We start from the raw sequence: 25,868 nt of genomic DNA on the forward strand, positions 1-25,868 counted from the left end.
TCGCTGTCCACGTCGAGGTCCGCCATCAGCGCTTGCGGCCGAGGGTGGCCAGGGCCTTGCGCAGCACGGCGGGGGTGGCGTCACCGGCGTTCTCCGGCACGGCCAGCACCCCGTCGACGGCCTGCTCGGCCTGCTTGACCGGGAACCCGAGGCCGGTGAGCGCCTCCACGACCGAGCCGCGGACCTGCCCGGCGGCGGGCGCGGCGGGCGCCTCTGCCGACCCGGCCAGGGCGTCGACCTTGTCCCGCAGCTCGATGATCAGCCGCTCGGCGCCCTTGCGGCCGATGCCGGGGACCTGGGTGAGGGTGGTGATGTTGCCGTCGGCGAGGGCGTGCCGAAGCTGCGCGGGCTCCAGCACCGCCAGCGTGGCCAGGGCCAGCCGGGGGCCGATGCCGGAAACGGTCTGCAACAGCCAGAACAGGTCGCGCGCGGCGGTGTCGGCGAACCCGAACAGGGTCAGCGAGTCCTCCCGGACCACCAGCGCCGTGGACAGCGCCGCCTCGTCGCCGCGGCGCAGGGTGGCCAGCGTGTGCGGGGTGGCCTGCACGGCCAGCCCGACGCCGCCGACCTCGACCACGGCGTGGTCGAGCCCGATGGACGCCACCGTCCCGCGCACCGATGAGATCACTTCGCCACCGTCCCGCTCCCGCTCCTGGCCTGAGCCGCTGCCGCGGCCAGCCTCGCACGGTGGGCCTTGGCGAACTCCGCCGCCCTCGCCTCCGCCTCGGCCATCCGGTTGCGCACCGGGGCCCGCCACAGGTGGCAGATCGCCAGCGCCAGCGCGTCCGCGGCGTCGGCGGGCTTGGGCGCCTCGGTGAGCCGCAGCAGCTTGGTGACCATCATCGTCACCTGCGCCTTGTCGGCCCGGCCGGACCCGGTCACCGCGGCCTTGACCTCGCTGGGGGTGTGGAACATGACCGGCAGCCCGCGCCGGGCGGCGGCCAGCGCCACCACGCCCGCGGCCTGGGCTGTGCCCATGGCGGTGCGCACGTTGTGCTGGCTGAACACCCGCTCGATCGCCACCACCTCGGGCCGGTGCCGGTCGAGCCAGGACTCCACGCCGTCGGCCACCTTGAGCAGCCGCACAGCGAGGTCGTCGTCGGCGGGGGTGCGGATCACGTCGACCGCCACGGCGGTCACGGCGCGGCCGGTCCCGCCGTCCACCACGGCGATCCCGAGCCTGGTCAGACCGGGGTCGACACCCAGGACACGCACGGTCGGCCGCTCTCCCTCACACCGGTGAACACTCGTTCGAGAGCTTAGGGGGTCACCGGGCCCGGTCCGGGGCGGACACGCGGGGGACGGTGACCGCGGGCTCGATCAGCTCCGGCCGCAGCGGTCGGGCGGGCAGCAGCCACGGCTCGTGCTCGGCGCCGTCGGGGTTGGCGCTCCAGCGGCGGCCGATGCGGTCCAGGCGCACCGGGTGGATGGTGAGCGCGCCGCCCGCGTCGATGCGCAGCCGCAGGAAGCCCTTGTGGGTCTCGATGCTCTGCCCGGCCATGACCTCGTTGAGGTTGATCCCGAACCGGCTCACGACCATCAGGTACAGCGCCACCAGTTCCGCGTCGATCAGCCCGATCACCACCGGCGTGCCCACCAGGACGATCACCAGCGTGGCCCAGTCCTCGACCGGCCCGTCCGGCAGGACCCGGGTGTAGAGCCAGATGACGACGAAGGCCCAGGCGGTGCTCAACCCGATGTGCGCGAGGGCGTGCAGGATGCCTGCGACCGTGGCGGTGGGCCCGCCGTGCGAGCGCTCGATCTTGGCGAACGCGGTGCCGCCGAGCAGCAGCACCACGGCGACGATCAGCGCGGGCGTCCAGCTCGCGACCAGCCCGAAGAACCCCTTCTGCCGCTGCGTGCCCAGCGTCTCCACCAGCCCGTAGAGGATCGCGAGCGTCATGGCGGTCTGGAGGGCGCCGGTCAGGCCCCAGAAGCCGGGGTTGCGCCAGGGCAGCCGGAAGATCCCCGCGGCGAACCGCTCGGAGGCCATCCGCCTGGGGTAGCGGGTGGCGAGGCTGAAGTCGACCGGCTCGGCCTTCTCCCGGACCCGCGACTGCGGCGGGGGCAGTCGCAGGTGCGCGGGCAGGGCGTGCGTGGCGGTCAGGTAGGCGCCGCCGTGGCCCGCGGTGATCCGCTGCCGGTCGCCGCCGTCCTCGGCGTAGCGGGCGTAGTGGTGCTTGTCGCCGGAGAGCATCACCCGGATCTCGGCGCCGTGCGGGCGGACGACCTCCCGGTCGAAGAACTCGACGGTGTCGTAGCCGCCGGGTTCGCGCCCGGAGCCCGCGTCCACCCACACCGGGGTCGGCGTGCAGAGGATCACCCCGTCGCCGGGGCGCAGGTCCTCGGCGGCTTGGCGGAAGTACTCCAACTGCGGGCTGTCGACGTAGTCGTCGAACTGGGTGTCGATGGCGAACAGCCACCACCGCCGCGGCAGCTCCACGGCGAAGTACGAGCGGCGCTGCGCGGTCTGCCAGCCGCCGATGGCCCGCTGCTGGGCGAAGACCCGCAGGAAGGCGGTCAGGCCGTCGTACCAGTCGTGGTTCCCCGGCAGGGCGAACAGCGTGGGCGCCTCGCCGCGGGCCACCGGCAGCGCCGCCTTGTAGACGCCCTTGGTGCGGTCCTCGTAGGCGCGGGTGGACGCGGAGGGGTACACCTCGTCGCCGCCCATGACCAGCAGCCGCCCGCGCGGCAGCGGGCCCACCCCGGGCAGGTCGAGGGTTTCCGCGGCGAGCAGGGAGGCCACCGAGAAGGTCGCGTCGAACCCGTCGCCGAGGTCGGCGACGAAGTCGAACCAGAACTCACCCGCCTCGTCGGTCCCCTGGGAGAAGCGGTGGACCTCCGAGGGCAGCGAACCCTGGAGTTCGCGCTTGTCGGCGTAGGAGCCGAAGATCGACGCGATCAGCGACTGCACGCCGGTGCTGATCAGGACCTTCGGCGCCAGCCAGCGCACCGCGGGCTGCGGGCAGAACCCCAGCTCGTCCTCGGACATGTCGCGCGGGCGCGGCGGTTGTGCGGGCGCGGTCACAGCGGTGAGACCTCCAGGGGGGACGGGCCGCCCGAGCCTAGCGAGGCACCCCGACAGGCCGGGAGGGCCGTTCCGGCATGATCGCCGCGTGACACCGGAGGAGATCACCGCCGCGCTCGGCCTCGAACCGCTGCCGGTGGAGGGCGGCCGCTGGAGCCAGTCCTGGCGCGACGAGGCGTTCTCCGCGATCCACTACCTGCTTGTCGCCCCGGAGTTCTCCGCATGGCACCGGCTCGACCACCCGGAGCTGTACGCCTTCCACGCCGGTTCCCCGCTGACCGTGCACCTGTTGGGCCCCGAGGGCCTGCGCTCGACCGTGCTGGGTCCGGACGTCGTGGCCGGTCAGCGCCCGCAACTGGTGGTCCCGGCCGGGGTGTGGCAGGCATCGGAGACCCCGGAGTGGTCGCTGGTCGGCACGGTCGTCGTCCCGCCCTACACCGACGACACCGTGCACTTCCCCGAGCGCGCGGCCCTGCTCGCGGAGTTCCCGGAGCACCACGAGCTGATCACCCGGCTGACCCGCTAGGGACCGTCGATCCCCGGGCGCCAGCTCTCCGGCAGGCCCGAGTCGGTGAGCACCGGCTGCCAGTCGGCGAAGCCCGCCGGGGCGCGGCGGCTCCACGGGAAGTGGCCCTCCGGGGTGGCGACGATCAACTGGAGCGCGGGGAACTGCCCGGACGGGTAGAGCAGCATCGCGCTGCCGAGGTACTCGGGGTAGAACGCCTGGTGGACCCGCTCGACCACCAGCGGTGTGCCGTCGAAGAAGTCCAGGTAGGGCAGGCCGGGGAAGAGGCGCTCCCCCGTGGCGACGCGGCGGACGTAGAGGTCGATCAGCGGGCGGGCCATGTCCTTGGGCAGGCCGACCACCACCGCCTCGGGGGCGCCGAAGCAGCGCCAGGCGCCGACGGAGAAGGCGTAGGGGGCGCCGAACTCGTCGCCCTCGACCTCGATCACCGCGTGCCCGTCGGATTCGCAGGTGGCCAGCAGCCACTCGCGCAGCGCCGCCTCCTCCTCGGAGATGTGGTCCAGCGACATCGGGGACTCCTCTGGGGACCGGGCGGGGACTCGGTGGGGGCGGTTCAGACGACGAAGGCCCGGGCGCAGCGCGCCCGGGCCTCCATGAGACCAGAAATCAGTCCACCTCGGCCATGACGGCGTCGGACACGTCGAAGTTCGCGTACACGTTCTGGACGTCGTCGCAGTCTTCGAGGGCGTCGATCAGCTTGAAGATCTTGCGCGCCCCCTCCGCCTCCAGCTCGACGGTCAGGGACGGCACGAAGCTGGCGTCGGCGGACTCGTAGTCGTAGCCCGCCTCCTGCACCGCGGTGCGCACCGCGACCATGTCGGTGGCCTCGGAGAGGATCTCGTAGGTGTCGCCGAGGTCGTTGACCTCCTCGGCGCCCGCGTCCAGGACGGCCATCAGCACGTCGTCCTCGGACAGGTCGTTCTTCGGGATGACCACGACGCCCTTGCGGTTGAACATGTACGACACCGAGCCGGGGTCGGCCATCGAACCGCCGTTGCGGGTCATCGCGGTGCGGACCTCGCTCGCGGCCCGGTTGCGGTTGTCGGTGAGGCACTCGATGAGCACCGCGACGCCGTTGGCCCCGTAGCCCTCGTACATGATCGTCTGCCAGTCGGCGCCGCCCGCCTCCTCGCCGCCGCCGCGCTTGCGGGCGCGCTCGATGTTGTCGAGCGGGACGGAGTTCTTCTTCGCCTTCTGGATGGCGTCGAACAGCGTCGGGTTGCCCTCCGGGTCACCGCCGCCGGTCCGCGCCGCGACCTCGATGTTCTTGATCAGCTTCGCGAAGAGCTTGCCACGCTTGGCGTCGAGGGCGGCCTTCTTGTGCTTGGTTGTCGCCCACTTGGAGTGGCCGCTCATCTCTCCTCCGTCTGTAACTCAGGCGTGTCTGCTTCAGGCCCGGCCGCGGACGACGTCCACGAACAGGCGGTGCACCCGGGTGTCGCCGGTCAGCTCCGGGTGGAACGCGGTCGCCAGCACGGGTCCCTGTCGAACGGCCACGATCCTACCGGCGGCGGCACCCGCCGCCGGGGTGTCCGGCACGGTCGCGAGCACGTCGACCCCGGTCGACACCGCCTCGACCCAGGGTGCGCGGATGAACACAGCATGGATCTTCCCGGCCGCGCTGTCGAGTCCGGCCAGGTCGAGGTCGGCCTCGAACGAGTCCACCTGCCTGCCGAAGGCGTTGCGGCGGACGGTCATGTCGATCCCGCCGAGCTGCTGCTGGTCGGGTCGGCCGTCGAGGACCTTCTCGGCGAGCAGGATCATCCCGGCGCAGGAACCGTAGGCGGGCATCCCGTCGGCCAGCCGGGCGCGCAGCGGCTCCAGCAGGTCGAAGGTCTGCAGCAGCCGGGAGATGGTGGTCGACTCCCCGCCGGGGATGACCAGCCCGTCGACGTCGGCGAGTTCCCCGACCCGGCGGACCGCCAGCGTGCGCGCGCCACCGGACTCCAGCGCGGCGGTGTGCTCGCGCACGTCGCCCTGCAGCGCCAGCACCCCGATCAGCGGTCGACCGTCCGACACCCTCGTCCATCCTCCTGCCGCCCCGGCCACCCCGGCCGGTCCACCAGCCTAGTCAGGACACCCCGGCCAGCCGCAGCAGGGCGGCCGTGCCCGCCCCCGCCACCACCGCGACGAGGAACGGCACCTTCCGCCACGCCAACACCCCGCCGACGACCACCCCCGCGGGCAGCGCCCACCCGGCGAAGGACTGCCCCTTGGCCAGCGCGGCGGTCGAGGCGAGGGCCACCAGCAGCACCAGCGCGGCGGTGGAGAGCAGTTCGCGCACGCGCTCGGGCAGGTCGACCCGCTCGCGCAGCACGGTCCCGCCGTACCGGAAGGCGAACGTCCCGGCGGCGAGCAGCAGGATCGCCACGACCATCACGTCGCCGCCGCCGCGCGCCGGGGCACCGCGAACAGCCCGACCAGGGACAGCAGCACCGGCACACCGGCGGGCAGGAACGGCGTCGTCGCCAACGCCACCACCGCACCCACCAGCACCGGCCGCAGCTTGCCGTGCCGCTCCGACCCGGTGAGCACCGGCAGCACCAGCGCCAGCAGCACCACCGGGAACACCACGTCCAACCCCAGGGCGGCCGGGTCGGCGATCAGGTCACCGACCAGCGCGCCGAGCAGGGTCCCCAGGTTCCACCCCGCGAACAGGCCCGCGCCGCACCCCCAGAGCGCGGCGCGGGCCTGCCCGGGATCACGCTGCGCCAAGGCGAACGCCACCGACTCGTCGACCAGCAGGTGGCTCCCGACCACCCGCGCGACCCGCCCGCGCCCCACGAGGTGCCCCACGGCCAGCCCGAACGGCAGGTGCCGCGCGTTGAGCACCAGCCCGCCGAGCACAGCGGCCACCGGCCCACCCCCGCTCGCCAGCACCCCGACGGCGAGGAACTGCGACCCACCGGCGAAGACCAGGGTGGACATGGCGATCGGCACCCACAGCGGTTGCCCGGTGGCCACGGCGATGGCCCCGAACGAGGCACCGCTGACCGCCGCCGACCCCGCGATCGCCGCGATCCCCCGCAGGGTCTCCGGATCGAGTGTTCGCCACAACGAACGCATGGCCACTAGCATGGACACACACCGATCGTTCGTCAAGGAGAACGGTCGGACCGATGTGCCGAACGAGGTGGCGATGCCGGACCGGGGCGCACCACGCGAGATCATCGCCCGCTCACTGCGGCGCGAACGCGAACGCGTGGGCCTGTCGCTGAGCGAACTCGGCAAGCGCGCGGGAGTCGCCAAGTCGACCCTCTCGCAACTGGAGTCGGGCGCGGGCAACCCGAGCATCGAGACGCTGTGGGCCCTGAGCCTGGCCCTGGACGTCCCCTTCAGCAGGCTCGTGGACCCACCCTGCACACCGGTCCAGGTGATCCGGCGCGGGGAAGGGCCCGCCGTCCGGTCGGAACAGGCCGAGTACCGGACCGCCCTGCTCTCGGCCAGCCCCCCGCACGCCCGGCGCGACATCTACCTGGTGTCCAGCGAGCCGGGCTCCCGGCGGGTCTCCGACCCGCACATGCCGGGGGTGGTGGAGCACGTGGTGCTGTGCACGGGGCGGGCGCTGGTGGGCCCCGCGGAGGCGCCGGTGGAACTGCTGCCGGGGGACTTCATGAGCTACCCGGGCGACCTGCCGCACGTGTTCGAGGCCCTGGAGGCCGGGACCACGGCCGCACTGGTGTCCGAGCACAACTGATCGGCTCCGCGCGGGTCGACCGTCCACATGACACCGGGTGGGCGGTCGGACCGATCCGACCGCCCACCCGGGAAGCTCCGACTACCAGCCGCGCTCGGCCAGGCGGTGGGGCTGGGCGATGTCCTCGACGTTGATGCCGACCATGGCCTCGCCGAGGCCGCGGCTGACCTTGGCGATCACGTCGGGGTCGTCGTGGAAGGTGGTGGCCTTGACGATGGCCTCCGCGCGCTGGGCGGGGTTGCCGGACTTGAAGATGCCGGAGCCGACGAAGACGCCCTCGGCGCCGAGCTGCATCATCATCGCCGCGTCGGCGGGGGTGGCGATGCCGCCCGCGGTGAACAGGACGACCGGGAGCTTGCCGGTGCGGGCGATCTCGCGGACGAGTTCGTACGGGGCCTGGAGCTCCTTGGCCGCCACGTACAGCTCGTCCTCGGGCAGCGAGGTGAGCCTGCGGATCTCGCCGCGGATCTTGCGCATGTGGGTGGTGGCGTTGGAGACGTCGCCGGTGCCCGCCTCGCCCTTGGAGCGGATCATGGCCGCGCCCTCGGTGATGCGGCGCAGGGCCTCGCCGAGGTTGGTGGCACCGCAGACGAAGGGGACGGTGAAGGCCCACTTGTCGATGTGGTTGCTGTAGTCGGCGGGGGTGAGGACCTCGGACTCGTCGATGTAGTCCACACCCAGCGACTGCAGGACCTGGGCCTCGACGAAGTGGCCGATGCGGGCCTTGGCCATGACCGGGATGGACACCGCGGCGATGATGCCGTCGATCATGTCCGGGTCGCTCATCCGGGAGACGCCGCCCTGGGCGCGGATGTCGGCGGGGACCCGCTCCAGCGCCATGACGGCCACCGCGCCCGCGTCCTCGGCGATCTTCGCCTGCTCGGCGTTGACCACGTCCATGATGACGCCGCCCTTGAGCATCTCGGCCATGCCGCGCTTGACGCGGGTGGTGCCGGTCTCGGGTGCGGTCTGCGTTTCGGACACGGGAGGGCCCTTCCAGTTCTCGTCGGGGGTGGCGGCACACCGCCGCTCCCCCGACACTACGTCCGAGGTGGCCCGCTCACCGAGGCCAATCCGCCGCTATTCCACCAGGCCACTTCGTGGTTCAGCGGACCGTCCTCGGCGAACCGGACCAGGTCTCGTCGAGCAGGTCCGGCAGGAGTTCGGCCAGCTGCACCGGGTACACCGTGTCCGGGGTCTCCCGCAGGTCCTGGGCGGTCCACCAGCGGTGTTCGACGATGGTGCGGGCCTCCAGCTCGGTGAAGCCGTCCGTGCTGACCTCCGCGCCCTCGGGCAGGCGGGCGAGGAAGAACCACTCCTCGCCGTCGTAGTTGCGGCCCTCGAAGCTGAACGCCACCCGCCGCCGCCAGACCGGGCCGGTCAGCGCGTCCGGCGCCAGCGCCACCCCGGTCTCCTCGCGCAGTTCGCGCACGGCCGCGCCGCGCAGGTCCTCCCCCGGTTCGACGCCGCCGCCCGCGGTGAACCAGTACGAGTCCCCCGGGTCGGCCGGGTCGTGGCCGTGGAACAGCAGCACCCGGTCGGCGGCGTCGAGCAGGACCACCCTGGCCGCCGGGCGGGGGCGCGGCAGGTCGGCGGGCTGCGGTTCGGCGATCTCCAGGTAGGCCGGTTGCGGCGCGGTGCCCGCCAGCTTGAACCAGCGCACCACCCGGCGCCGCCGCTGCGCCAGCGTGTCGCGCACGGCGTCGCCGTGCACGCGGTGGGCGATGACGACCCGGTGTTCGGCGTCGACCAGTTCCGCGGCCAGCACCAGCGGGGTGGAATGGCGGTCGACCCCGGCGAGTTCCCTGGTCAGCGCGTTCTCGGCCGGTTCGCGCTCGGGGCGGGGCGCCCGTTCGGCGCGGTCGGCCAGCACCCGCAGCCGGTCGCCCGCCCGGGGTTCGAGCGTCCCGGCGACGGTCCTGGCGACGACGGCGCGGCGGGCCAGGGCCGCGTCGAGCGCCGCCCACGCGGCGTCGGTGCGCACGTGCAGCCGGTCGAGCCGGTTGGCCGTGCCCACCAGCCAGCTCCCCAGCACGACCAGCAACGCGAGCCCGGCCAGCAGGATGGCCAGGCCGAACCCGCTCACCCGACCTCCCCGACCGCGCGCGGGACGGCCGCCGCCGCCTGCTCGTAGACGCGCAGCACCTGCCTGGCGACCACCGACCAGTCGAACGCGGTGACCCGCTCGTTCGCCTCGGCCACCAGCGCGGCGCGGCGGGCGGGGTCGGTCAGCACCGAGCGCAGCCCGGCCGCCAGCGACGCCGGGTCGCCGACGGCGGTGAGCACGCCCGCGCGGCCGTCGAGCAGCACCCGGCGGAAGGCGTCGAGGTCGCTGCCGACCACGGCCGTGCCCGCCGACATGGCCTCGGTGAGGATGATGCCGAAGCTCTCCCCGCCGGTGTTGGGGGCGCAGTAGACGTCCACGCTGCGCAGCGCGCGGGCCTTGGTCGGGTCGTCGACCTGCCCGAGCAGGTCGATGCGGTCCGCCCACGGCCCGGCCGCGCGCCGCAGCTCCTCCTCGTCGCCCCGGCCGACCACCAGCACCCGCAGGTCGGGCAGGTCGTCGAGCAGGCGCAGCGCGTCGAGCAGCACCGGCATGCCCTTGCGCGGTTCGTCGTAGCGGCCGACGTAGCCGATCGTGCCGCCCGCCCTCGGGTAGCCGGGCAGCGGTTCGGCGTCGCGGAAGAAGCCCACGTCGACGCCGTTGGGGATCTCCACCGCGTCGCCGCCGAGGTGCTCGACCTGCACCCGCCTGGCCAGCTCGGACACCGCGATCCGGGCGGTGATCTTCTCCAGGAACGGTTGCAGCACCGACTGGAACGCGCTGAGCGTGCGCGAGCGCGGGGTGGAGGTGTGGAAGGTGGCCACGATCGGGCCGTCGGCGATCATCATGGCCAGCATGGACAGGCTGGGCGCGGTCGGCTCGTGCAGGTGCAGCACGTCGAAGTCGTGGTCGTGGATCCAGCGCCGGACCCTGGCGTAGGACACCGGGCCGAAGGCCAGCCGGGCGACCGAGCCGTTGTACTTGATCGCCACCGCCCGACCCGCCGGGTGCACGAAGTCCGGCAGCTCGGTGTCCTCGTCGGCCGGGGCGAGCACGTCGACCTCGTGGCCGAGCCCGGTCAGCGCCCTGGCCAGGTCGAGCACGTGGGCCTGCACCCCGCCCGGGACGTCGAACGAGTACGGGCAGACGATGCCGACCCTCACCGCGCGCTTTCCCCGGCCGCCGCGGCCCTGGCGGCTTCCTTGTCCGCGGTCCACACCGGTTGCAGCATGTGCCAGTCGGCCGGGTGCGAGCCGATGTCGGCGGCGAACACGTCGGCCAGCGCCTGGGTGGCGGCCGGGATGCCCTTGACCCCGCCCACCGGGACCGGCGGGTGGATGCGCACGGCCCAGCCGTCGTCGGTGAACCACACGCCCGCGGGCAGCAGCACCGCGCCGGTGCGCGCGGCCAGGTAGGCCGGGCCCGCGGGTAGCTGGGCGGGCTGGCCGAAGAAGGTGACCGGGATGCCGCGCGGGCTCAGGTCGCGGTCGCCGACCAGGCAGACGACCCGGTTCTCGCGCAGCCGCTCGGCCATCACCACCGAGGCCATCCGGGCGCCGCCCTCGGCGGGCAGGATCTCGAAGCCCAACGATTCGCGGTAGGCGACGAACTTCTCGAACAGCGATTCGGGCTTGAGCCGCTCGACGACCGTGGTGAACGACCCGTGCTCGCGGACCAGCCAGGTGCCCGCGGCGTCCCAGTTGCCCGAGTGGGTCAGCGCGATCACCACGCCGTTGCCCTCGGCCAGGCCCGCGGTGATGTACTCGGCGCCGGTGATGTTGGCGGCGACGTTCGCGTGGATCGCGGTGACGTCCATCGTCGGCAGCCGGAAGGTCTCCATCCAGTACCGGGCGTAGGACCGCAGGCCCTCGCGGACCAGCGCGTCGAGTTCCTCCGGCCCGGCCTGCGGCACGACCCTGGCGAGGTTGGCGCGCAGCCGCCGCGCCCCTGGCCCGCCGCGGCGGGCGGCCCAGTCGGCACCGGCGCGGAACAGGGTCTTGGCCGCGGCCTCGGGCAGCAGCCGCACGAGGCGCCAGCCCAGGCCGTACGCGGCGGCGGCGAGCCCGCTCACGCGGCGGCCCCCTCGGCGGCGCGGCGGACCGCGAGCAGCCGCTGCACGACGGTGATGACCGAGCCGACCGCGCACAGCCACAGTGCGACGTCGATGGCGTACGGGACGCCCAGCCCGGTGAGCCCGGTGCCGACCAGGGTGATGATCAGGCGTTCGGCGCGCTCGACGAGCCCGCCGTCGGCGCTGAGCCCGGAGGCCTCGGCGCGCGCCTTGACGTAGGAGACGACCTGCGACAGCACCAGGTTGAGCAGCGCGGCCACCGCGAGCACCGGGTGGTCGACCACGGTGAACAGGTACCAGGTGATGGCGCTGAACAGGGCTCCGTCGGCGAGGCGGTCGCAACTGGCGTCGAGGACCGCGCCGAAGCGCGTGCCCCCGCCCAGGGCCCGGGCCATCGAGCCGTCGATGAGGTCGAACATGGCGAAGCCCCACACCACGAAGGTCCCGGCGAGCAGGTGACCGGTGGGGAACAGCCACAGGGCGCCCGCGACGGCACCCGCCGTGCCGAAGAGGGTCATGGCGTTGGGGGTGAGGCCGAGGCGGACCAGCCACGCCCCGACGGGATCGGTGGCGCGCGAGACCGAGGCACGGGCGAAGATGTTGAGCATGAGTCTGTCGGGGACACCTAACCGGCAAGACGACCTGGTGCCCGCAGCCTAACCGGCCCGCCCCGGCCCGGGCGCCCCCCACCCGCTCAGGTGTCGGCGCCGACCTCGGGCCGCCCCACCTCAGGGGTGTGCGGGGGCTCGGCGACGTGCCCACCGCCACAGCCGCGCGCCGGGTCGGGCGGGTGGTTGCCCGGCAGCAGCATGTCCGGGTCGAGGCCGCCGAGGACGGCCGCGCTGATCTCGCCCAGCACCCGGACCTGCTCGGCGGTGAGCCGGTCGAACAGCGATTCCCGCACGGCGGTCACGTGCCCGGGGGCGGCCGCCGCCAGCGCGGCGAACCCGGCGTCGGTGAGCACGGCGAGCTGCCCGCGCTTGTCGGTCGGGCACTCCCGCCGCTCGACCCAACCCGCCTCCTCCAGCCTGGACACCGCGTGGGAGAGCCTGCTGCGGGAGGACCCGCGCAGTCCCGCCAGCTCGCTCATCCGCAGCTCGCGCCGGGGTGCCTCGGACAGCACCACCAGGATCTCGTAGTAGGTGTAGGGCATCTTCGCGTCCCGCTGGAGCTGGCGGTCGAGCGAGTCGGTGAGCGCGCTCGTCATGGTGATGAACGTCCGCCAGACGTCCCGCTCGGCGTCGTCCAGCCACCGCGTCTCCTCAGCCATGCCCCCAGCGTACCCCCTGGTTGAACTCTCAACCGCATGCGTGTACGTTGCTCGTTGAACGCTTAATAAAGCGTTCAACAACCGGAAGGGGCAACCATGACCACCGCACTCACCCAGATCCCGAACTTCGTCGCGGGCACGTGGGACATCGACGCCGTGCACTCGGAGGTGGGCTTCTCCGTGCGGCACATGGCGGTCAGCAAGGTGAAGGGCCGCTTCGACGGCGTCTCCGGCCACATCGTCACCACCGAGGACCCGGCCACCTCCAGCGTGCAGGTGAAGATCGACCTCAGCACGATCAACACCTACAACGCCGACCGCGACGGCCACCTCAAGTCCTCGGACTTCTTCGACGTCGAGAACCACCCGGAGCTGACCTACACGGCCACCGGCTTCCAGGAGGACGGCGACGGCTACGTCCTCAACGGCGAACTGACCCTCAAGGGCGTCACCAAGACCGTCCCCCTGCACTTCGAGCTCAACGGCTTCGGCCCGGACGCCTACGGCGGCACCCGGGCAGGCTTCTCCGCCAAGACCCAGATCAACCGCAAGGACTTCGGCGTCAACTTCGAAGGCCTGCAGAACGGCGTCATCGTCGTCGGTGACAAGGTCGACATCCACATCGAGGTCGAGGCCGTCCTCCGCACGGCGTGACCCCCGCGCGGCCGACCGGTCCCCGGACCGGTCGGCCGGGGTACCCCCAGACCTGCCCGGCGCCCGAACCCCCACCAACCACCCCGAACCCCGCCGGCGCAGCCCCCGACCACCTCACCAACCAGCAGCCGGACGGCCAGCCACCCGGAACCCCACCGGCGCAGCGAAAACCAGCCACCCAACACACCGCCGGCCCGGTGACCAAATGCCCGGGTGGGTGGATGTGCTTGGGTGGGGGAAGCGATCATGTGCAAGCCTGCCTGGGCAGTGGGGCACTCTTTTCGCCCCACTCGGTCACACCGGGCACATGATCGCTGTAGGGGCCCCGCCCGAGCAGATCCACCCACCCGGGCACGCCCCCAAAACTCCCGGCCCTTGAACCACGGCACGCCGAACCACAGGCCCGGCGACGGAGCCCGGAGACAGAGGTCGCGGCCTAGTCCTGCCAAGCGTCCGCGAGCATCTGCCGCGTCTGCCCCAGCAGCTGCGGCAGCACCTTCGTGTGCCCGATCACCGGCATGAAGTTCGCGTCCCCGCCCCACCGGGGCACCAAGTGCTGGTGCAGGTGCGCGGCGATCCCCGCCCCGGCCACCACCCCCTGGTTCATCCCCAGGTTGAACCCGTGCGGCGCCGAGACCCGCCGGGCCACCCGCATGGCGTGCTGGGTGAACTCGGCCAGCTCGACGGTCTCCTCAGCGGTGAGGTCCGCGTAGTCCGCCACGTGCCGGTAGGGCACCACCATCAGGTGCCCCGGGTTGTACGGGTAGAGGTTGAGCACCGCGTAGACGGTCTTGCCCCGCGCCACGATCAGCGCGTCGGCGTCGTCCAGCTCCACCAGCCCGCAGAACGGGCACCCGGCGGCGGTGTCCCCCCGGGGTTTGCCCTCCCCCTGGATGTAGGCCATCCGGTGCGGTGTCCACAACCGCTGCAACGCGTCGGGAATGCCGACACCCTCCTGGGGGACGAGCTCCGGATCGACCATGCACCGATCCTAGAGCCCGGCCGATCCGTGGGGCACGCCGCGGAACTCACTCCGGTACGACGAAGGTCTCCGACGACGGCGAGGCGTTCTCCCGACCGGCCACCCAGGCCCGGACGGCGTCCACGGCCTTGGCCACCGGCACCCCGTTGAGCTGCGAGCCGTCGCGGAACCGGAACGACACCGAGCCCGATTCCACGTCCTTGCCACCCGCCACCAGCAGGAACGGGACCTTCTGCAGGGTGTGGTTGCGGATCTTCTTCTGCATCCGGTCGTCGGACAGGTCGACCTCGACCCGGATGCCGTGCGACCGCAGCTCCTTGGCCACCGCCAGCAGGTGCTCGGAGTGCTCGTCGGCGATCGGGATGCCCACGGCCTGCACCGGGGCCAGCCACGCCGGGAACGCGCCCGCGTAGTGCTCGGTGAGCACCCCGAAGAACCGCTCGATGGAGCCGAACAGCGCCCGGTGGATCATGACCGGCCGCTGCCGGGAGCCGTCCGGGGCGGTGTACTCCAGCTCGAAGAGCTCCGGCAGGTTGAAGTCGAGCTGGATGGTCGACATCTGCCAGGTGCGGCCGAGGGCGTCGCGGGCCTGCACGGAGATCTTGGGGCCGTAGAACGCCGCGCCGCCCGGGTCCGGGACCAGCTCCAGGCCGGAGTCCTCCGCGGCGATGCGCAGGGTCTCCGTGGCCTGGGCCCACACCTCGTCGGAGCCGACGAACTTCTCGTCGTTGCGGGTCGACAGCTCCAGGTAGAAGTCGTCGAGGCCGTAGTCGCGCAGCAGGTCGAGCACGAACGTCAGCAGCGACTTCAGCTCCTCCTGCACCTGGTCCTGGGTGCAGAAGATGTGCGCGTCGTCCTGCGTCATGCCGCGCACGCGGGTCAGGCCGTGGACGACGCCGGACTTCTCGTAGCGGTAGACCGAGCCGAACTCGAACATCCGCAGCGGCAGCTCGCGGTAGGACCGGCCGCGGGAGCGGAAGATCAGGTCGTGGAACGGGCAGTTCATCGGCTTGAGGTAGTAGTCCTGGCCGGGCTTGCGGACCGTGCCGTCCTCGTTGTACTCGGCGTCGAGGTGCATGGCCGGGTACATGCCGTCGCGGTACCAGTCGAGGTGCCCGGAGGTCTCGAACAGGGTGCCCTTGGTGATGTGCGGGGAGTAGACGAACTCGTAGTCCGCCTCCTCGTGCCGCTGCCGCGAGTAGTCCTCCATGGCCCGGCGCACGACCCCGCCCTTGGGGTGGAACACCGCCAGCCCGGAGCCGATCTCGTCGGGGAAGCTGAACAGGTCCAGCTCCACCCCCAGCCTGCGGTGGTCGCGCCGCTCGGCCTCGGCGAGCAGTTCCAGGTGCGCGTCGAGCGCCTCCTGCGACTCCCACGCGGTGCCGTAGATGCGCTGGAGCTGGGGGTTCTTGTCGTTGCCGCGCCAGTACGCCGCCGCGACGCGGGTCAGCTTGAAGGCGGGGATGTGCTTGGTGGTCGGCACGTGCGGGCCGCGGCACAGGTCACCCCACACCTGCTCGCCGCTGCGCGGGTCGAGGTTGTCGTAGATGGTCAGCTCGCCGCCGCCGACCTCCATGATTTCAGTGGTGTCCACAGCGTTGGTGTCGCTGCTCTTGAGGTCGACCAGTTCCAGCTTGAACGGCTCGGCCGCCAGCTCGGTCTTGGCGGCCTCGACCGACTCGACCACCCGCCGGGAGAACCGCTGCGAGCCCTTGATGATGGCCTTCATGCGCTTCTCCAGCGCCTGCAGGTCCTCCGGGGTGAACGGCCGGTCGACGGCGAAGTCGTAGTAGAAGCCGTCGCGCACCGGCGGGCCGATGCCCAGCTTGGCCTCGGGGAACTGCTGCTGCACGGCCTGGGCCAGCACGTGCGCGCAGGAGTGCCGGATGACCGAGCGCCCGTCCGGGGTGTTCGCGGCCACGGCCTCGACCTCGGTGTCCGCCGACGGCGTCCAGGACAGGTCGCGCAACTGGCCGCCGGGGTCGCGCACGACGACCACCGCGTCCGGCCCCTTGCCGGGCAGACCCGCCTCCCGGACGGCCGCGCCCGCGGTGGTGCCCGCCTTCACCACCACGCTCGATGCGGGGGCGACGGCGACGGGCTGCGGCTGGGACACGGTGTACTCCTCGGTGCGGGGCCGACCCGGGCAGGTCAGCGGTGTCGGGTCGGCGTTGATGTTAACGACCCGCCCCGACGGCCCGCGCCCCGGTTTGCCGGTCTGTGGACAACACGCCCATGACGATGACGTCGTACCGCTCGCCGTCCCACAGCCAGGCCTGCCGCAGCCTGCCCTCCTCGCGGAACCCGACCTTGCGGTAGGCGGCGACAGCGCGCTCGTTGTACTCGACGACCTCCAGGCCCACCCGGTGCGCGCCCACGACGTCGAAGAGGTGGTCGAGGACCAGCCGCAGCGCCTCGCTGCCCAGGCCGCGGCCGTGCTGCTCCCGCAGCGCGATGCGCAGGCCCGCCACCAGGTTGTCCGGGTCCCAGTCGTTGACCGCCAGGTCGCCGAGGAACTCCCCGCCCACCGGGTCGACGACGGCGAAGTCCAGGCGGTCGTCCTGCTCGGCGCGGGAGCCGCACCAGGCCACGAGCTGCTCGCGGGTGAAGGTGGTGCGCGTGCCGGTCAGCCGGTCGAGGGCGGGGTCGGTGACCATGCCGAGCAGGTCGTCCACGTGCTCGGGGCCGAGGGGTTCGAGGCGGACCCGCTCGCCGACCAGGACGGGCTTGGCGGACAGGTCGGGCTTGGCGGAGTGGTCGTTCACGCCCCCAGCATGCCGCGCATCCTGGCGACCTCGTCGGACTGCTCGGCCACGACGTTGTCGGCCATCTCCTGCACCAGGACGTCGGAGCCGGAGCGGCGCACGGTGTCGGCCATGCTGATCGCGCCCTCGTGGTGGCGGATCATCAGCTCCAGGAACAGCCTGTCGAAGGCCGGACCGGACGCGGCGGCCAGCGCCGCCAGCTGCTCCTCGGTGGCCATGCCGGGCATCGCGTGGTGCGAGCCGTGCCCGCCGTGCCCCTCGTGCTCGGCGACCGCGGGCTGCCCGTTCCTGGTGAGCCAGCGGTTCATCATGTCCACCTCGGGGCCCTGGGTGTCGGCGATCCGGGTGGCGAAGGCCTTGACGGTGGGGTCGGCGCCGCGGTCGGGGACCAGCGCGGTCATCACCAGCGCCTGGCGGTGGTGGGCGACCATGTCCCGCGCGTAGGCGTAGTCGGCCTCGTTCGGCGGGGTGGCGGCGGCGTTCGAGGCGGCCTCCTCCGCCGACAGCGTCCGGTTCCCCTCGCCCGGCAGTCCCGGTTGGACGACCGGGTTCGCCGGGGCCTCGTCGGTGGCGCACCCGGCGGCCCCGGTCAGGCCCGCCAGCGCGGCGGCACAGGCCGCGACCAGTCGCCATCGCACGTCGCAACTCCCCTCACCAGCAACGATCACCGACGCTACCCGTTCACGGACAGGGGCTACAAGACGCCCATAACTGGTGAAAACATCCCACCTTGGTGGCTGGTCCGAGGCCCGGCCGGGAAGTCATACTGCGGTCTCCGCATTCCACGAGAGGGGCTACTCGTGCCTTCCACCCGACGACTGTCGGCCACAGCGGTACTGGGTGCCGCCGCGCTGACCCTGTCGACCCTCGCGGGGGTGACCTCGGCGAGCGCCCAGGGGGCTTTCCCCGCCGCCGATGAGATCGTGACCAGCCCGAACGTCCGGCACGTCGCCAACATCCCGGCCACCGCGCCGCTGGGTGGGCCCAGCTCCGTCGGCACCGACCTGGCCTTCACCGGCGACTACGCCATCGCGGGCAACTACCTCGGCTTCACCATCTACGACATCAAGACCCCCGAGCGCCCGACCATCACCAGCCAGGTGCTCTGCCCGGGGTCGCAGAACGACGTCTCGGTGAGCGGGAACCTGCTGTTCCTGTCGACCGACTCGCGGCGCAGCGACGCCTCCTGCAACTCGGTGGCCCAGAGCGACGGCACCAAGCCGTACTGGGAGGGCATCAAGGTCTTCGACATCAGCGACAAGCGCAACCCGCGCTACGTCACCGCGGTCGAGACCGCCTGCGGCTCGCACACGCACACGCTGGTGCCGGGCAAGAAGAACAAGGACGTCTACCTCTACGTCTCGTCCTACAGCCCGGCGGCGAGCCTGAGCAAGTGCCAGCCGCCGCACGACATCATCTCCATCGTCAAGGTCCCGCTGCGCGACCCGGCGTCGGCGGCGCTGGTGGCCACCCCGAACCTGTTCCCCGACGGCGGCAACCCCGGCCGCTCCGGCACGATCGAGACCGGCTACACCTCGGCGACCACCGGCTGCCACGACATCACCGTCTTCCCGGCGAAGGACCTGGCGGCGGGCGCGTGCATGGGCGACGGCGTGCTGATGGACATCTCCGACCGGGAGAAGCCCCGGGTGATCAGCCGGGTGCAGGACGACGAGCACTTCGCGTTCTGGCACTCGGCCACGTTCAACAACGCGGGCACCAAGGTCCTGTTCACCGACGAGCTGGGCGGCGGCGGCGCGGCCACCTGCAACCCGGAGATCGGTCCGACCCGCGGCGCCGACGGCATCTACGACATCACCGGCCGCGGCGACCGGCGCGCGCTGGAGTTCAAGAGCTTCTACAAGATCAACCGCACGCAGACCGAGGAAGAGAACTGCGTGGCGCACAACGGTTCGCTGCTGCCGGTGCCCGGCCGCGACATCATGGTCCAGGCCTGGTACATGGGCGGCGTGCAGATCATCGACTTCACCGACTCCACGGCGCCGAAGGAGATCGGCTTCTTCGAGCGCGGCCCGGCGGCCGACCCGGACGAGAGCGGCGGTGTCTGGTCGGCGTACTACTACAACGGCTACATCTACGCCTCGGACCTGGGCAAGGGCTTCGACGTGCTGCGGATCGACGACCCGCGGACCGACCTGGCCAAGTTCCACCGCTCCACCGAGCTGAACGTGCAGACCCAGGGCACGTACTGACCGACCGGGCGAAGGCCCCCGCGGGTTGCCCGCGGGGGCCTTCGCCGTTCTCGTCAGACGGTCTCGACGACCTGCTCGTAGCCCAGCCGCGGGTTGCGGTCGAACCAGGCGTCGTCGCCGGGGTTGCCGATGTTCACCACGACGAGCGAGCGGCGCCTGCCGTCGGGGAAGAACTCCGCGTCGACCCCGGCGGCGTCGAACCCGGTCATCGGGCCCGCGGCCAGCCCGGCGGCGCGCACGCCGAGGATGAAGTAGCCGACCTGCAGCAGCGCGTTGAACCGGGCGAAGTCGACCCGGCCGCCCTCGTCGGCGAAGTTGTCCTTCGCGCCGGGGTAGTGCGGGAACTGGCTGGGCAGGTGCTCGTGGAAGTCGACGTCGGCGGCGAGCACGGCCACCAGCGGCGCGCTCGCGGTCTTGGCCCGGTTGCCCGGGGACATCAGCGGTTCGAGCTTGGCCCTGGCCTCCGGCGAGCGCACCAGCAGTACCCGCAGCGGCTGGGTGTTCATCGAGGTCGGCGCCCACTTCACCAGGTCGTAGATGGCCTGGACCTGCTCCTCGGTCACCGGCTCGGCGGAGAAGGTGTTCGCCGTGCGGGCCTCCCGGAACAGCAGGTCCTGGGCCTCCTGCGCCAACCGGAGTTCCCGGGTGCCCTGGTCGATGGTCATGTCGTCCGCCTCCACGGTAGTCAAGCGTTCAATCAGACTCAACATACTTGAGCGCTTGACGATTCCCGAGCTGGTGTGACCACGCCCACGTGGACCGACTGGCCGAATATGTCCACTTGGTACGAACTGTCCACTTCGCCCGGACACTCCGCCGCGTCAGACCCCGCCGGCGGCAGGCAGCCGACCGGACCGCACGGCGGTCACCAGCTCGGCGTGGTCGGCCTCGGTCCGGTCCGCGTAGGCCACCGCGTACCCGCCGACCGCGTCGTCGAGGTCCTTGCCGCAGTAGCCCGCGAGCAGCCGGGGGTCCACCGAGCGCACGTGCGCGCGGGCCAGCAGCGCGCCCGCCAGCCTGCCGTAGTCGTCGAGGTGGCCGCGCCCCAGCGCGGTCGGGTCGATCTCACCCTTGCGGTTGCGGAACTGGCGGACGATGAAGTGCCTGCCCTGCACGGTCGTCCAGCCGAGCAGGATGTCGGTCTCGGCCTGCACCAGCCGGGCCCCGTGCACCACCCGCTTGCCCTCGTGCTTGGCGGGCGGCAGGCCGAGCACCTCGGCCACCGCCGACCGGGGCGCCTCCTTGACCTGGAGCACCAGCGCCTCGTCACCGTTGCCGTGCAGCAGGACCAGGTAGTTGCGGAACCCGACGCTGCCGGTCCCGACCACCCGGAACGCCACGTCGGACACCCCGTACCGCAGCACCAGGTTGCGCCGGGACTCCCGCAGCGAGGTGACGTAGTGCGGCAGCGCGGCGACGACCGCCCCCCGGACCTCCTCGTCCACCGCGGACAGCAGCGGCGGGTCCGGGACGAACCGCCACTCGTCGTCGGCCCGGTGCGTCCACCGCGCCGCCACCCGGGAACTGGTGTTGCGCCCGGCCTTCTTGGCGGCCTTGGCGAAGTCGTCCTCCAGCGCGTCCGCCTCGGCGTCGCGCAGCGCCGACTCGTCGCCGAGGGCGCTCCACGACTCCAGGAACGGCTGCTCGGCCAACCGGTTCAGCGTCCTGCGGTAGGACTTCACCACGTCCTCGGCGGCCTTGCGGCACCCGTCCTCGGAGACCTCGCCCTCCCGGCCCGCCAGCACCAGGCTGGTCGCCAACCGCTTGAGGTCCCACTCCCACGGGCCGGGCACCGTCTCGTCGAAGTCGTTGATGTCCATCACGACCCTGCCCTCGGGCGTGCCGAACAGGCCCATGTTGGCCGCGTGGGCGTCCCCGCAAAGCTGCGCGTGCACGCCGGTCCGCACCCCGGCCGCCAGGTCGGCGGCCATCAGCCCGGCCGCGCCCCGGAAGAAGGAGAACGGCGAGGCCACCATCCGCCCCACCCGCAGCGGCACCAGCTCGGCCAGCCGCCCGGCGTTGCTCGCCTCGACGAACTCCACCGCGCTCGGCCGGTCGGCGGCCAACGACAGCGCCCCCTGCTCCTCGTGCCCCACCTCGTCGCGCAGCGCCCGACCCCTGGCCGCCACCTCGGCCGCGTCGACCCGCTGCCCGAAGGCGAGCGCCGCCTCCTCCTCGACCTTCTTTCCCATGTCCACATCATCCAGTCCGCGGGTCGATCCCCCAACCCTCCGATCGTCGACGGCGCGCGAGCGGGCCGAGCCCCGGTCGGGGCCTGCTAAACCACCGGGAGGTGCGTCATTCGACCAGGTGACCACGGGGGGCGTCGAACGCGCTGATCAGCGGAATCCGGCTCCGCGTAGTTCGACGTCAGGATGGGAAATGTCCGTCATGCACCAAAATCGCGTGACCCTGGTCACAGCAATTTCGCTGAGCGACCGCGGGAGGGGCCAAGCAGATTTACGTACATCCTGCGGAGCGTCGCCCCGTTTCCACCGGCGCCGCACCGCGGGGATCGGTCAATAGCACAAGCAGCAGCAGCAGGTAGGAGGCAATTCCATGCTTTCGCTTCGTCGCATGTTCGTCGCCGGTGCCATCGCCGTCCCCCTCGCGCTCGGTGGCGCGGGAACCGCCCTGGCGGACGACTACCAGGCCCAGGAGTCCGTCGCCGGGCCGTGGGGCGCCTCGACCACCCAGGTCGCGGCGAGCACCGACAACGACCACTTCGGTCACCACCACCACCACGGCTACCGCCACGACGACGACGACAACGGCTCGGCCTTCGTGGGGACCCACTCGGCCGCAGGCCCCGAGGGTGCCGTGAGCGAGTACGTGATCGCCGTCGCGGACGAGGACGGTGACGTCGCCTACTTCCGCGGCGAGGACGTCGCCGGGAACGGGGGCGCCTCCTCCACCCGCATCAGCGCCACCGCGGGGAACTGACCGCGGGCGGGGATGCACCGCGGGCGGCGCTCCGGCGCCGCCCGCGGCGTACCGCCCCCGCAGGCGAACCGGGCGCGGCCCCCCGGACCGGGGGCCCACCGCCGCGTTCCTCCACAAAGGACACAAGCTCCTCCCGGGGGTGTCGGGTCGATCAGGTGTACCGGTGAAAGTGAATTCACTTTTATGTTCTTCGGGACCACCGCCGCCACGAACCGGTAATGACTCACCCGATTGAGGGGGCTCCTCCTTACTCTGTGATCAACTATCACACGATAGTGTCGCCAAGTGGATTTAGCCGAACGCCCGATGTATGTTCATTCCACGGCAGTCAGGTTCAGCTCGATACGGTGGATTTCCTTCGATAAGGAACCCGTAAGACGATTGCCAGTCAAGCCGATCCATTGATGCAATGAGGAGTTTTCTGTGTTCAAGAAGTTGGGTGCTATCGCCGTTGGCACCGCCGCAGGCATGGTGATGCTCGGTGGCATGGCCTCGGCCAGCCCGGTGGTCGGCAACGACGACAGCGTGGACCACAGCGAGTTCGACCAGGTTGGCCTGCTCAACCTGAACAACACCGACATCCTGCACAACGTCAACGCTGTGGTCGGCGTGTGCGACAACAACATCAACGTCCTGGGCGTCCAGGTGCCGGTCGAGGACGTGGCCAACGGCCTCAACCTGCCGATCCTGTCCCCGGGCGAGTCCGAGAACGAGGCCGAGGTCCCCGACCTGTGCGCCACCGGTGGCATCCTCGACGGCGGCGTCGGCCAGAACAACTGAGCTGAGCCAGTGATCAAGCCGCGCACGCGGCACGATCGGTCGGCCTTCGTCATCTCAAGGCCGTGAAGCGGTGGTGTGGAACTCCCGTGTGGAGCTTCGCACCACCGCTTCGCTTTGTACCCGATCCACTCCGGCAGGAACGACAAAACCGCAGGTCCTCACGACTCCCACCCGTTCAGAAATACACGATCGGGTATCCCGCTGGAATCCCCCACGGGGACGCTGTACGTTCGCTTCGCAGCCGACTCCGAAATGCCCCTGGGCCCGTTCGCGCCTCGCGCCGATGCGGAGCGGCTGTATCTCCGGTGTACATGAGCTAGTGACTACCAAAGGACTTTTCAGTGATCAAGAAGCTTGGTGCCGTTGTGGCTGCGACCGCTGCCGGCATGGTCATGCTGGGCGGTATGGCTTCTGCCACCACGGCGGGTGCGCCCGAGGCGGACCTCCCGACCCCCCAGGGCCACGACGGCGTGGGCAACTCCGGCACGGTCGACTCCAGCGAGCTCTCGCAGGTGGGTCTGATCAACCTGGACAACACCAGCCTGGCGCACAACGTCAACGTCATCGCCAGCGTGTGCGACAACAACATCAACGTCCTGGGTGTCCAGGTGCCGGTGGAGGAGCTCCTCAACGGCGTCCAGGCGCCGGTGGGCTCCGCGGGTGAGCACGAGAACGAGGGCATCGCCACCGACATCTGCGGCCAGGGCGGCATCCTCGACAACGGGATCGGCCAGTCCAACTGACCCGGATCTTTCGTCGCCTCCCGCGAAGGAGGCGTGAGCAGTGACACGCGGTGGCGCGGAACCCGACAACGGGTTCCGCGCCACCGCTTTTCGCGTAGCGGGGCAGCACAAGCCCGAGCAGCGCACACCGCAGCAGCTCGCCCAGGACAGCGCCACCGAGCAGGCACCTGCAAACCCGGTGGCAAACGCTTGCGGAGGTGGACTCACCCCCACAGCACGGTTGTGACAACGCAGGACACAGAGGACTGATCGTGGTGTCGCCTGTGGACTGGAGGAGCCCTCGGCCCCTGCCCGCCACCCCGATATCGGACCACCGAGCGTGACCGAAGCCGCCGGGGTCCCACTGGCAGCCACCACAACCTGGTGAAACAGGGTCTGGCGTGTTTCCCCGGCCGCCGCACCGCTCATTCCGAGTACGGCCCTCGCGGTCTGTTCTGCTCGATCCACCCCACGCATCCCTGGAGATGGCGCCATGACCGATCCACGTATGTCCGGCACCCACGCGTACGAGCCCGGCTACGCGACCCCCGACCGCGGCACCACGACGGTGCCCGGAACCGGGGCGCCCGGTTACGGCAGCCACCCGGGGAGCGAACACGCCACGGCGCACACCCCGTCCCCCAGGACCCCCGTCCACCCCGAGGGCGTACCGGCCTGGCCCACCGAGAGCGCCCCCGCGGTCGAGGTCGACAGCGACCCGAACGACGGCATGAGCCGCCGCCGCGACCGGGTGCGGTGGGGCGCGGTCTGGGCGGGCACCGCGATCGCGCTGCCCGTCTTCCTGGTGCTGCAACTCGCCTTCTTCGCGGCGGGCTGGCTCAACGTCACCGACGGCCACGAGACGGCGGCAGCCGTCACCAGCGGCATCCTCTCCCTCGTCGCGTTCTTCATCGGCGGCCTCGCCGCAGGCTCGTCGGCGATCTGGCGCGGCGTGGGCGAGGGAGCCTTCCACGGCGCCCTGGTCTGGGCCGTCGGCCTGACCGCCCTGCTCCTGCTCACCCTGGTCGGCGGCACCGCCCTCCTCGGCAGCGCCTTCGAGGCGGCAGTCCAGGTCGGCGCGAACCCGCAGCCCGGGGTCGACGAGGACACCGCCCTCCGGATCGCCCGCAGCAGCGCCGGGTGGGGCGCCCTGTGGCTGGCGCTGTCGCTGGGCGCGGCGGCCCTCGGCGGCATGCTCGGGGCGAAGACCTGGCCGCGCCGGTCCCGCCGGACCACGACCTACCGGGAGCAGGCGCCCTACCGGGACCAGGCGGCCTACTGAGACCAGACCAGCCCGACCGAGCTCACCACGCACGGCAACCCGGTGGGCTCGGCGGGTCGCACCCGGCTCGGGCCGAGCCGCGAGTGACCCGGGTGGACCACCTGTGGCCGGTGTCGGCAGGGACGACACCGGCCACAGCGCTGCCCGGACACGTCCACGTGCCACCGGTTCGAGCGCCTGCGCTTCCGGCACCACGCCACCAACCACCCCGAACCCCACCGGACCAGCAGACCGACCAGGCCCCCTCCACCACCGGACCCGACTGCCGCCCGCCCCCAGCCCCACCAGCACAGCCACGACTCACCCCCGACCTGCGCCTCGGCCCCAGCCACCCAACCCCCACCGGCGCAGCAACACCCAGTCACCCTCCACACCAGCGGCCTGACCATCCCCGCCCCCACACCATCGGCGCAGCGACAACCACTCAGCGGACCGGCGGCCTGACCACCCGCCACACCAACACCATCGGCGCAGCCATCAGCCAGCCGAACGCCGGCCTGGCGGCCACCCAGGCAATCCGGCACAGCGGCCAACCAGCCGCCTCACAAACCGGCCACCCGGCTACCAGCCACCGCGAACCCACCGGCACAGCGCCAACCGGCGGCCCGGCTACCAGCCACCCAAAACCTCACCGGCACAGCGACAACCAGCCACCCCGAAAACCGCAGGCTCGGCTACCCAACTGCCCGGGTGGGTGGATGTGTTTGGCCGGGGGTGGCGATCATGTGCAAGCCTGCCTGGGCGGTGGGGCATCCCTTCAGCCCCACCCTGTCACGCTGGGCCACATGATCGCCGTAGGGGCCCCGGCCAAGCACATCCACCCAGCCGGGCACACCAGCCAAGTCGGGCACACCAGCCAAGTCGGGCACACCAGCCAAGTCGGGCACCCCC

At 71.8% G+C, this 25,868-nt stretch carries 28 protein-coding genes; 8 read left to right on the plus strand and 20 right to left on the minus strand.

Annotated elements, in window-relative coordinates; genetic code table 11:
- Positions 1 to 25: 25 nt before the first annotated feature.
- From ruvA to L6E12_RS25840, 3 genes are read right to left on the minus strand one after another with little or no spacing between them, the layout of a single operon-like run.
- On the minus strand, positions 26 to 628 hold the full coding sequence (ruvA, locus tag L6E12_RS25830; protein ID WP_236230515.1) for a Holliday junction branch migration protein RuvA: 603 nt from the start codon (positions 626 to 628) through the stop codon (positions 26 to 28).
- A complete protein-coding gene (ruvC, locus tag L6E12_RS25835) occupies positions 625 to 1,215 on the minus strand; it encodes a crossover junction endodeoxyribonuclease RuvC (RefSeq protein ID WP_236230516.1) in 591 nt (196 codons plus the stop codon). Before ruvC ends, ruvA begins: the two co-directional genes overlap by 4 nt.
- A gap of 52 nt (positions 1,216 to 1,267) precedes the next feature.
- A complete protein-coding gene (locus L6E12_RS25840; RefSeq protein WP_236230517.1) occupies positions 1,268 to 3,028 on the minus strand; it encodes a metallophosphoesterase in 1,761 nt (586 codons plus the stop codon).
- A gap of 88 nt (positions 3,029 to 3,116) precedes the next feature.
- Here L6E12_RS25840 and L6E12_RS25845 point away from each other — a divergent pair, with 88 nt between their 5' ends.
- Positions 3,117 to 3,554 (plus strand): cupin domain-containing protein, encoded by a 438-nt coding sequence (locus L6E12_RS25845; protein ID WP_236230518.1) that lies wholly within the window; start codon positions 3,117 to 3,119, stop codon positions 3,552 to 3,554.
- On the opposite strand, the gene L6E12_RS25850 is transcribed toward L6E12_RS25845, so the two are convergent.
- The 5 genes from L6E12_RS25850 to L6E12_RS25870 all read right to left on the minus strand — a co-directional run bounded on the left by L6E12_RS25850 (position 3,551) and on the right by L6E12_RS25870 (position 6,620).
- Entirely contained in the window at positions 3,551 to 4,063 is a 513-nt protein-coding gene (locus tag L6E12_RS25850) for a DUF4262 domain-containing protein (RefSeq protein WP_236230519.1), read from the minus strand. The two genes, L6E12_RS25845 and L6E12_RS25850, sit on opposite strands and share 4 nt — an antisense overlap.
- Positions 4,064 to 4,160: 97 nt before the next feature.
- Complete coding sequence (locus L6E12_RS25855; RefSeq protein ID WP_236230520.1) at positions 4,161 to 4,910, minus strand: YebC/PmpR family DNA-binding transcriptional regulator; 750 nt, start codon at positions 4,908 to 4,910, stop codon at positions 4,161 to 4,163.
- A gap of 33 nt (positions 4,911 to 4,943) precedes the next feature.
- Positions 4,944 to 5,573 (minus strand): pyridoxal 5'-phosphate synthase glutaminase subunit PdxT, encoded by a 630-nt coding sequence (gene pdxT, locus L6E12_RS25860; protein WP_236230521.1) that lies wholly within the window; start codon positions 5,571 to 5,573, stop codon positions 4,944 to 4,946.
- A gap of 52 nt (positions 5,574 to 5,625) precedes the next feature.
- On the minus strand, positions 5,626 to 5,931 hold the full coding sequence (locus L6E12_RS25865) for an AzlD domain-containing protein (protein ID WP_236230522.1): 306 nt from the start codon (positions 5,929 to 5,931) through the stop codon (positions 5,626 to 5,628).
- Entirely contained in the window at positions 5,931 to 6,620 is a 690-nt protein-coding gene (locus L6E12_RS25870) for an AzlC family ABC transporter permease (protein ID WP_236230523.1), read from the minus strand. The genes L6E12_RS25865 and L6E12_RS25870 overlap by 1 nt, the downstream gene beginning before the upstream one ends.
- A 73-nt stretch (positions 6,621 to 6,693) precedes the next feature.
- On the opposite strand from L6E12_RS25870, the gene L6E12_RS25875 reads away from it, so the two are divergent.
- A complete protein-coding gene (locus L6E12_RS25875; protein ID WP_236230641.1) occupies positions 6,694 to 7,251 on the plus strand; it encodes a helix-turn-helix domain-containing protein in 558 nt (185 codons plus the stop codon).
- A gap of 81 nt (positions 7,252 to 7,332) precedes the next feature.
- Here L6E12_RS25875 and pdxS read toward each other — a convergent pair whose 3' ends face one another.
- From pdxS to L6E12_RS25905, 6 genes are all read right to left on the minus strand, one after another.
- Positions 7,333 to 8,235 carry a pyridoxal 5'-phosphate synthase lyase subunit PdxS gene (gene pdxS, locus L6E12_RS25880; RefSeq protein ID WP_308075295.1) on the minus strand — a complete coding sequence of 301 codons (903 nt, stop codon included), beginning with the start codon at positions 8,233 to 8,235 and terminating at the stop codon, positions 7,333 to 7,335.
- Positions 8,236 to 8,356: 121 nt separating this feature from the next.
- Positions 8,357 to 9,337, minus strand: coding sequence for an NUDIX hydrolase (locus L6E12_RS25885; RefSeq protein ID WP_236230524.1), 981 nt, complete (start codon positions 9,335 to 9,337; stop codon positions 8,357 to 8,359).
- Positions 9,334 to 10,458, minus strand: a complete 1,125-nt coding sequence (locus L6E12_RS25890) for a glycosyltransferase family 4 protein (RefSeq protein ID WP_236230525.1) — start codon at positions 10,456 to 10,458, stop codon at positions 9,334 to 9,336. The genes L6E12_RS25885 and L6E12_RS25890 overlap by 4 nt, the downstream gene beginning before the upstream one ends.
- A complete protein-coding gene (locus tag L6E12_RS25895) occupies positions 10,455 to 11,366 on the minus strand; it encodes a phosphatidylinositol mannoside acyltransferase (protein ID WP_308075299.1) in 912 nt (303 codons plus the stop codon). The genes L6E12_RS25890 and L6E12_RS25895 overlap by 4 nt, the downstream gene beginning before the upstream one ends.
- On the minus strand, positions 11,363 to 11,974 hold the full coding sequence (gene pgsA, locus L6E12_RS25900; RefSeq protein ID WP_236230526.1) for a phosphatidylinositol phosphate synthase: 612 nt from the start codon (positions 11,972 to 11,974) through the stop codon (positions 11,363 to 11,365). Before pgsA ends, L6E12_RS25895 begins: the two co-directional genes overlap by 4 nt.
- A gap of 86 nt (positions 11,975 to 12,060) precedes the next feature.
- Positions 12,061 to 12,636, minus strand: coding sequence for a MarR family winged helix-turn-helix transcriptional regulator (locus L6E12_RS25905; protein WP_236230527.1), 576 nt, complete (start codon positions 12,634 to 12,636; stop codon positions 12,061 to 12,063).
- A gap of 96 nt (positions 12,637 to 12,732) precedes the next feature.
- On the opposite strand from L6E12_RS25905, the gene L6E12_RS25910 reads away from it, so the two are divergent.
- The gene (locus tag L6E12_RS25910; RefSeq protein ID WP_236230528.1) at positions 12,733 to 13,290 is read left to right on the plus strand and encodes a YceI family protein; all 558 of its coding nucleotides are present in this window, start codon (positions 12,733 to 12,735) and stop codon (positions 13,288 to 13,290) included.
- 436 nt (positions 13,291 to 13,726) lie between these two features.
- Here L6E12_RS25910 and L6E12_RS25915 read toward each other — a convergent pair whose 3' ends face one another.
- The 4 genes from L6E12_RS25915 to L6E12_RS25930 form a co-directional block, all read right to left on the minus strand.
- Entirely contained in the window at positions 13,727 to 14,272 is a 546-nt protein-coding gene (locus L6E12_RS25915; protein ID WP_236230529.1) for an HIT domain-containing protein, read from the minus strand.
- Between the two features lie 46 nt (positions 14,273 to 14,318).
- Positions 14,319 to 16,346 (minus strand): threonine--tRNA ligase, encoded by a 2,028-nt coding sequence (gene thrS / locus L6E12_RS25920; protein WP_236230644.1) that lies wholly within the window; start codon positions 16,344 to 16,346, stop codon positions 14,319 to 14,321.
- A gap of 103 nt (positions 16,347 to 16,449) precedes the next feature.
- Positions 16,450 to 17,037 carry a GNAT family N-acetyltransferase gene (locus L6E12_RS25925; RefSeq protein WP_236230530.1) on the minus strand — a complete coding sequence of 196 codons (588 nt, stop codon included), beginning with the start codon at positions 17,035 to 17,037 and terminating at the stop codon, positions 16,450 to 16,452.
- Positions 17,034 to 17,675: a DUF305 domain-containing protein gene (locus L6E12_RS25930; RefSeq protein ID WP_236230531.1), complete on the minus strand. Its 642-nt coding sequence runs from the start codon at positions 17,673 to 17,675 to the stop codon at positions 17,034 to 17,036. Before L6E12_RS25930 ends, L6E12_RS25925 begins: the two co-directional genes overlap by 4 nt.
- A 162-nt stretch (positions 17,676 to 17,837) precedes the next feature.
- On the opposite strand from L6E12_RS25930, the gene L6E12_RS25935 reads away from it, so the two are divergent.
- On the plus strand, positions 17,838 to 19,250 hold the full coding sequence (locus tag L6E12_RS25935; RefSeq protein WP_374201949.1) for an LVIVD repeat-containing protein: 1,413 nt from the start codon (positions 17,838 to 17,840) through the stop codon (positions 19,248 to 19,250).
- Positions 19,251 to 19,303: 53 nt separating this feature from the next.
- Here L6E12_RS25935 and L6E12_RS25940 read toward each other — a convergent pair whose 3' ends face one another.
- Together L6E12_RS25940 and L6E12_RS25945 are read right to left on the minus strand one after the other, a co-directional pair.
- The gene (locus tag L6E12_RS25940) at positions 19,304 to 19,915 is read right to left on the minus strand and encodes a malonic semialdehyde reductase (RefSeq protein ID WP_236230646.1); all 612 of its coding nucleotides are present in this window, start codon (positions 19,913 to 19,915) and stop codon (positions 19,304 to 19,306) included.
- 156 nt (positions 19,916 to 20,071) lie between these two features.
- A complete protein-coding gene (locus L6E12_RS25945) occupies positions 20,072 to 21,442 on the minus strand; it encodes a DUF2252 domain-containing protein (protein WP_236230532.1) in 1,371 nt (456 codons plus the stop codon).
- A 367-nt stretch (positions 21,443 to 21,809) separates the two neighbouring features.
- Between L6E12_RS25945 and L6E12_RS25950 the strand changes: the two genes are divergently transcribed.
- The 4 genes from L6E12_RS25950 to L6E12_RS25965 all read left to right on the plus strand — a co-directional run bounded on the left by L6E12_RS25950 (position 21,810) and on the right by L6E12_RS25965 (position 24,977).
- Complete coding sequence (locus tag L6E12_RS25950) at positions 21,810 to 22,193, plus strand: hypothetical protein (RefSeq protein WP_236230533.1); 384 nt, start codon at positions 21,810 to 21,812, stop codon at positions 22,191 to 22,193.
- Between the two features lie 423 nt (positions 22,194 to 22,616).
- Positions 22,617 to 22,973, plus strand: coding sequence for a hypothetical protein (locus L6E12_RS25955; protein WP_035283535.1), 357 nt, complete (start codon positions 22,617 to 22,619; stop codon positions 22,971 to 22,973).
- 404 nt (positions 22,974 to 23,377) lie between these two features.
- Positions 23,378 to 23,716 carry a hypothetical protein gene (locus L6E12_RS25960; protein ID WP_236230534.1) on the plus strand — a complete coding sequence of 113 codons (339 nt, stop codon included), beginning with the start codon at positions 23,378 to 23,380 and terminating at the stop codon, positions 23,714 to 23,716.
- Positions 23,717 to 24,188: 472 nt separating this feature from the next.
- Entirely contained in the window at positions 24,189 to 24,977 is a 789-nt protein-coding gene (locus L6E12_RS25965; RefSeq protein ID WP_236230535.1) for a hypothetical protein, read from the plus strand.
- Positions 24,978 to 25,868: the final 891 nt, after the last annotated feature.

The sequence above is a fragment of the Actinokineospora sp. PR83 genome, assembly GCF_021056305.1.
Lineage (GTDB): Bacteria > Actinomycetota > Actinomycetes > Mycobacteriales > Pseudonocardiaceae > Actinokineospora > Actinokineospora spheciospongiae.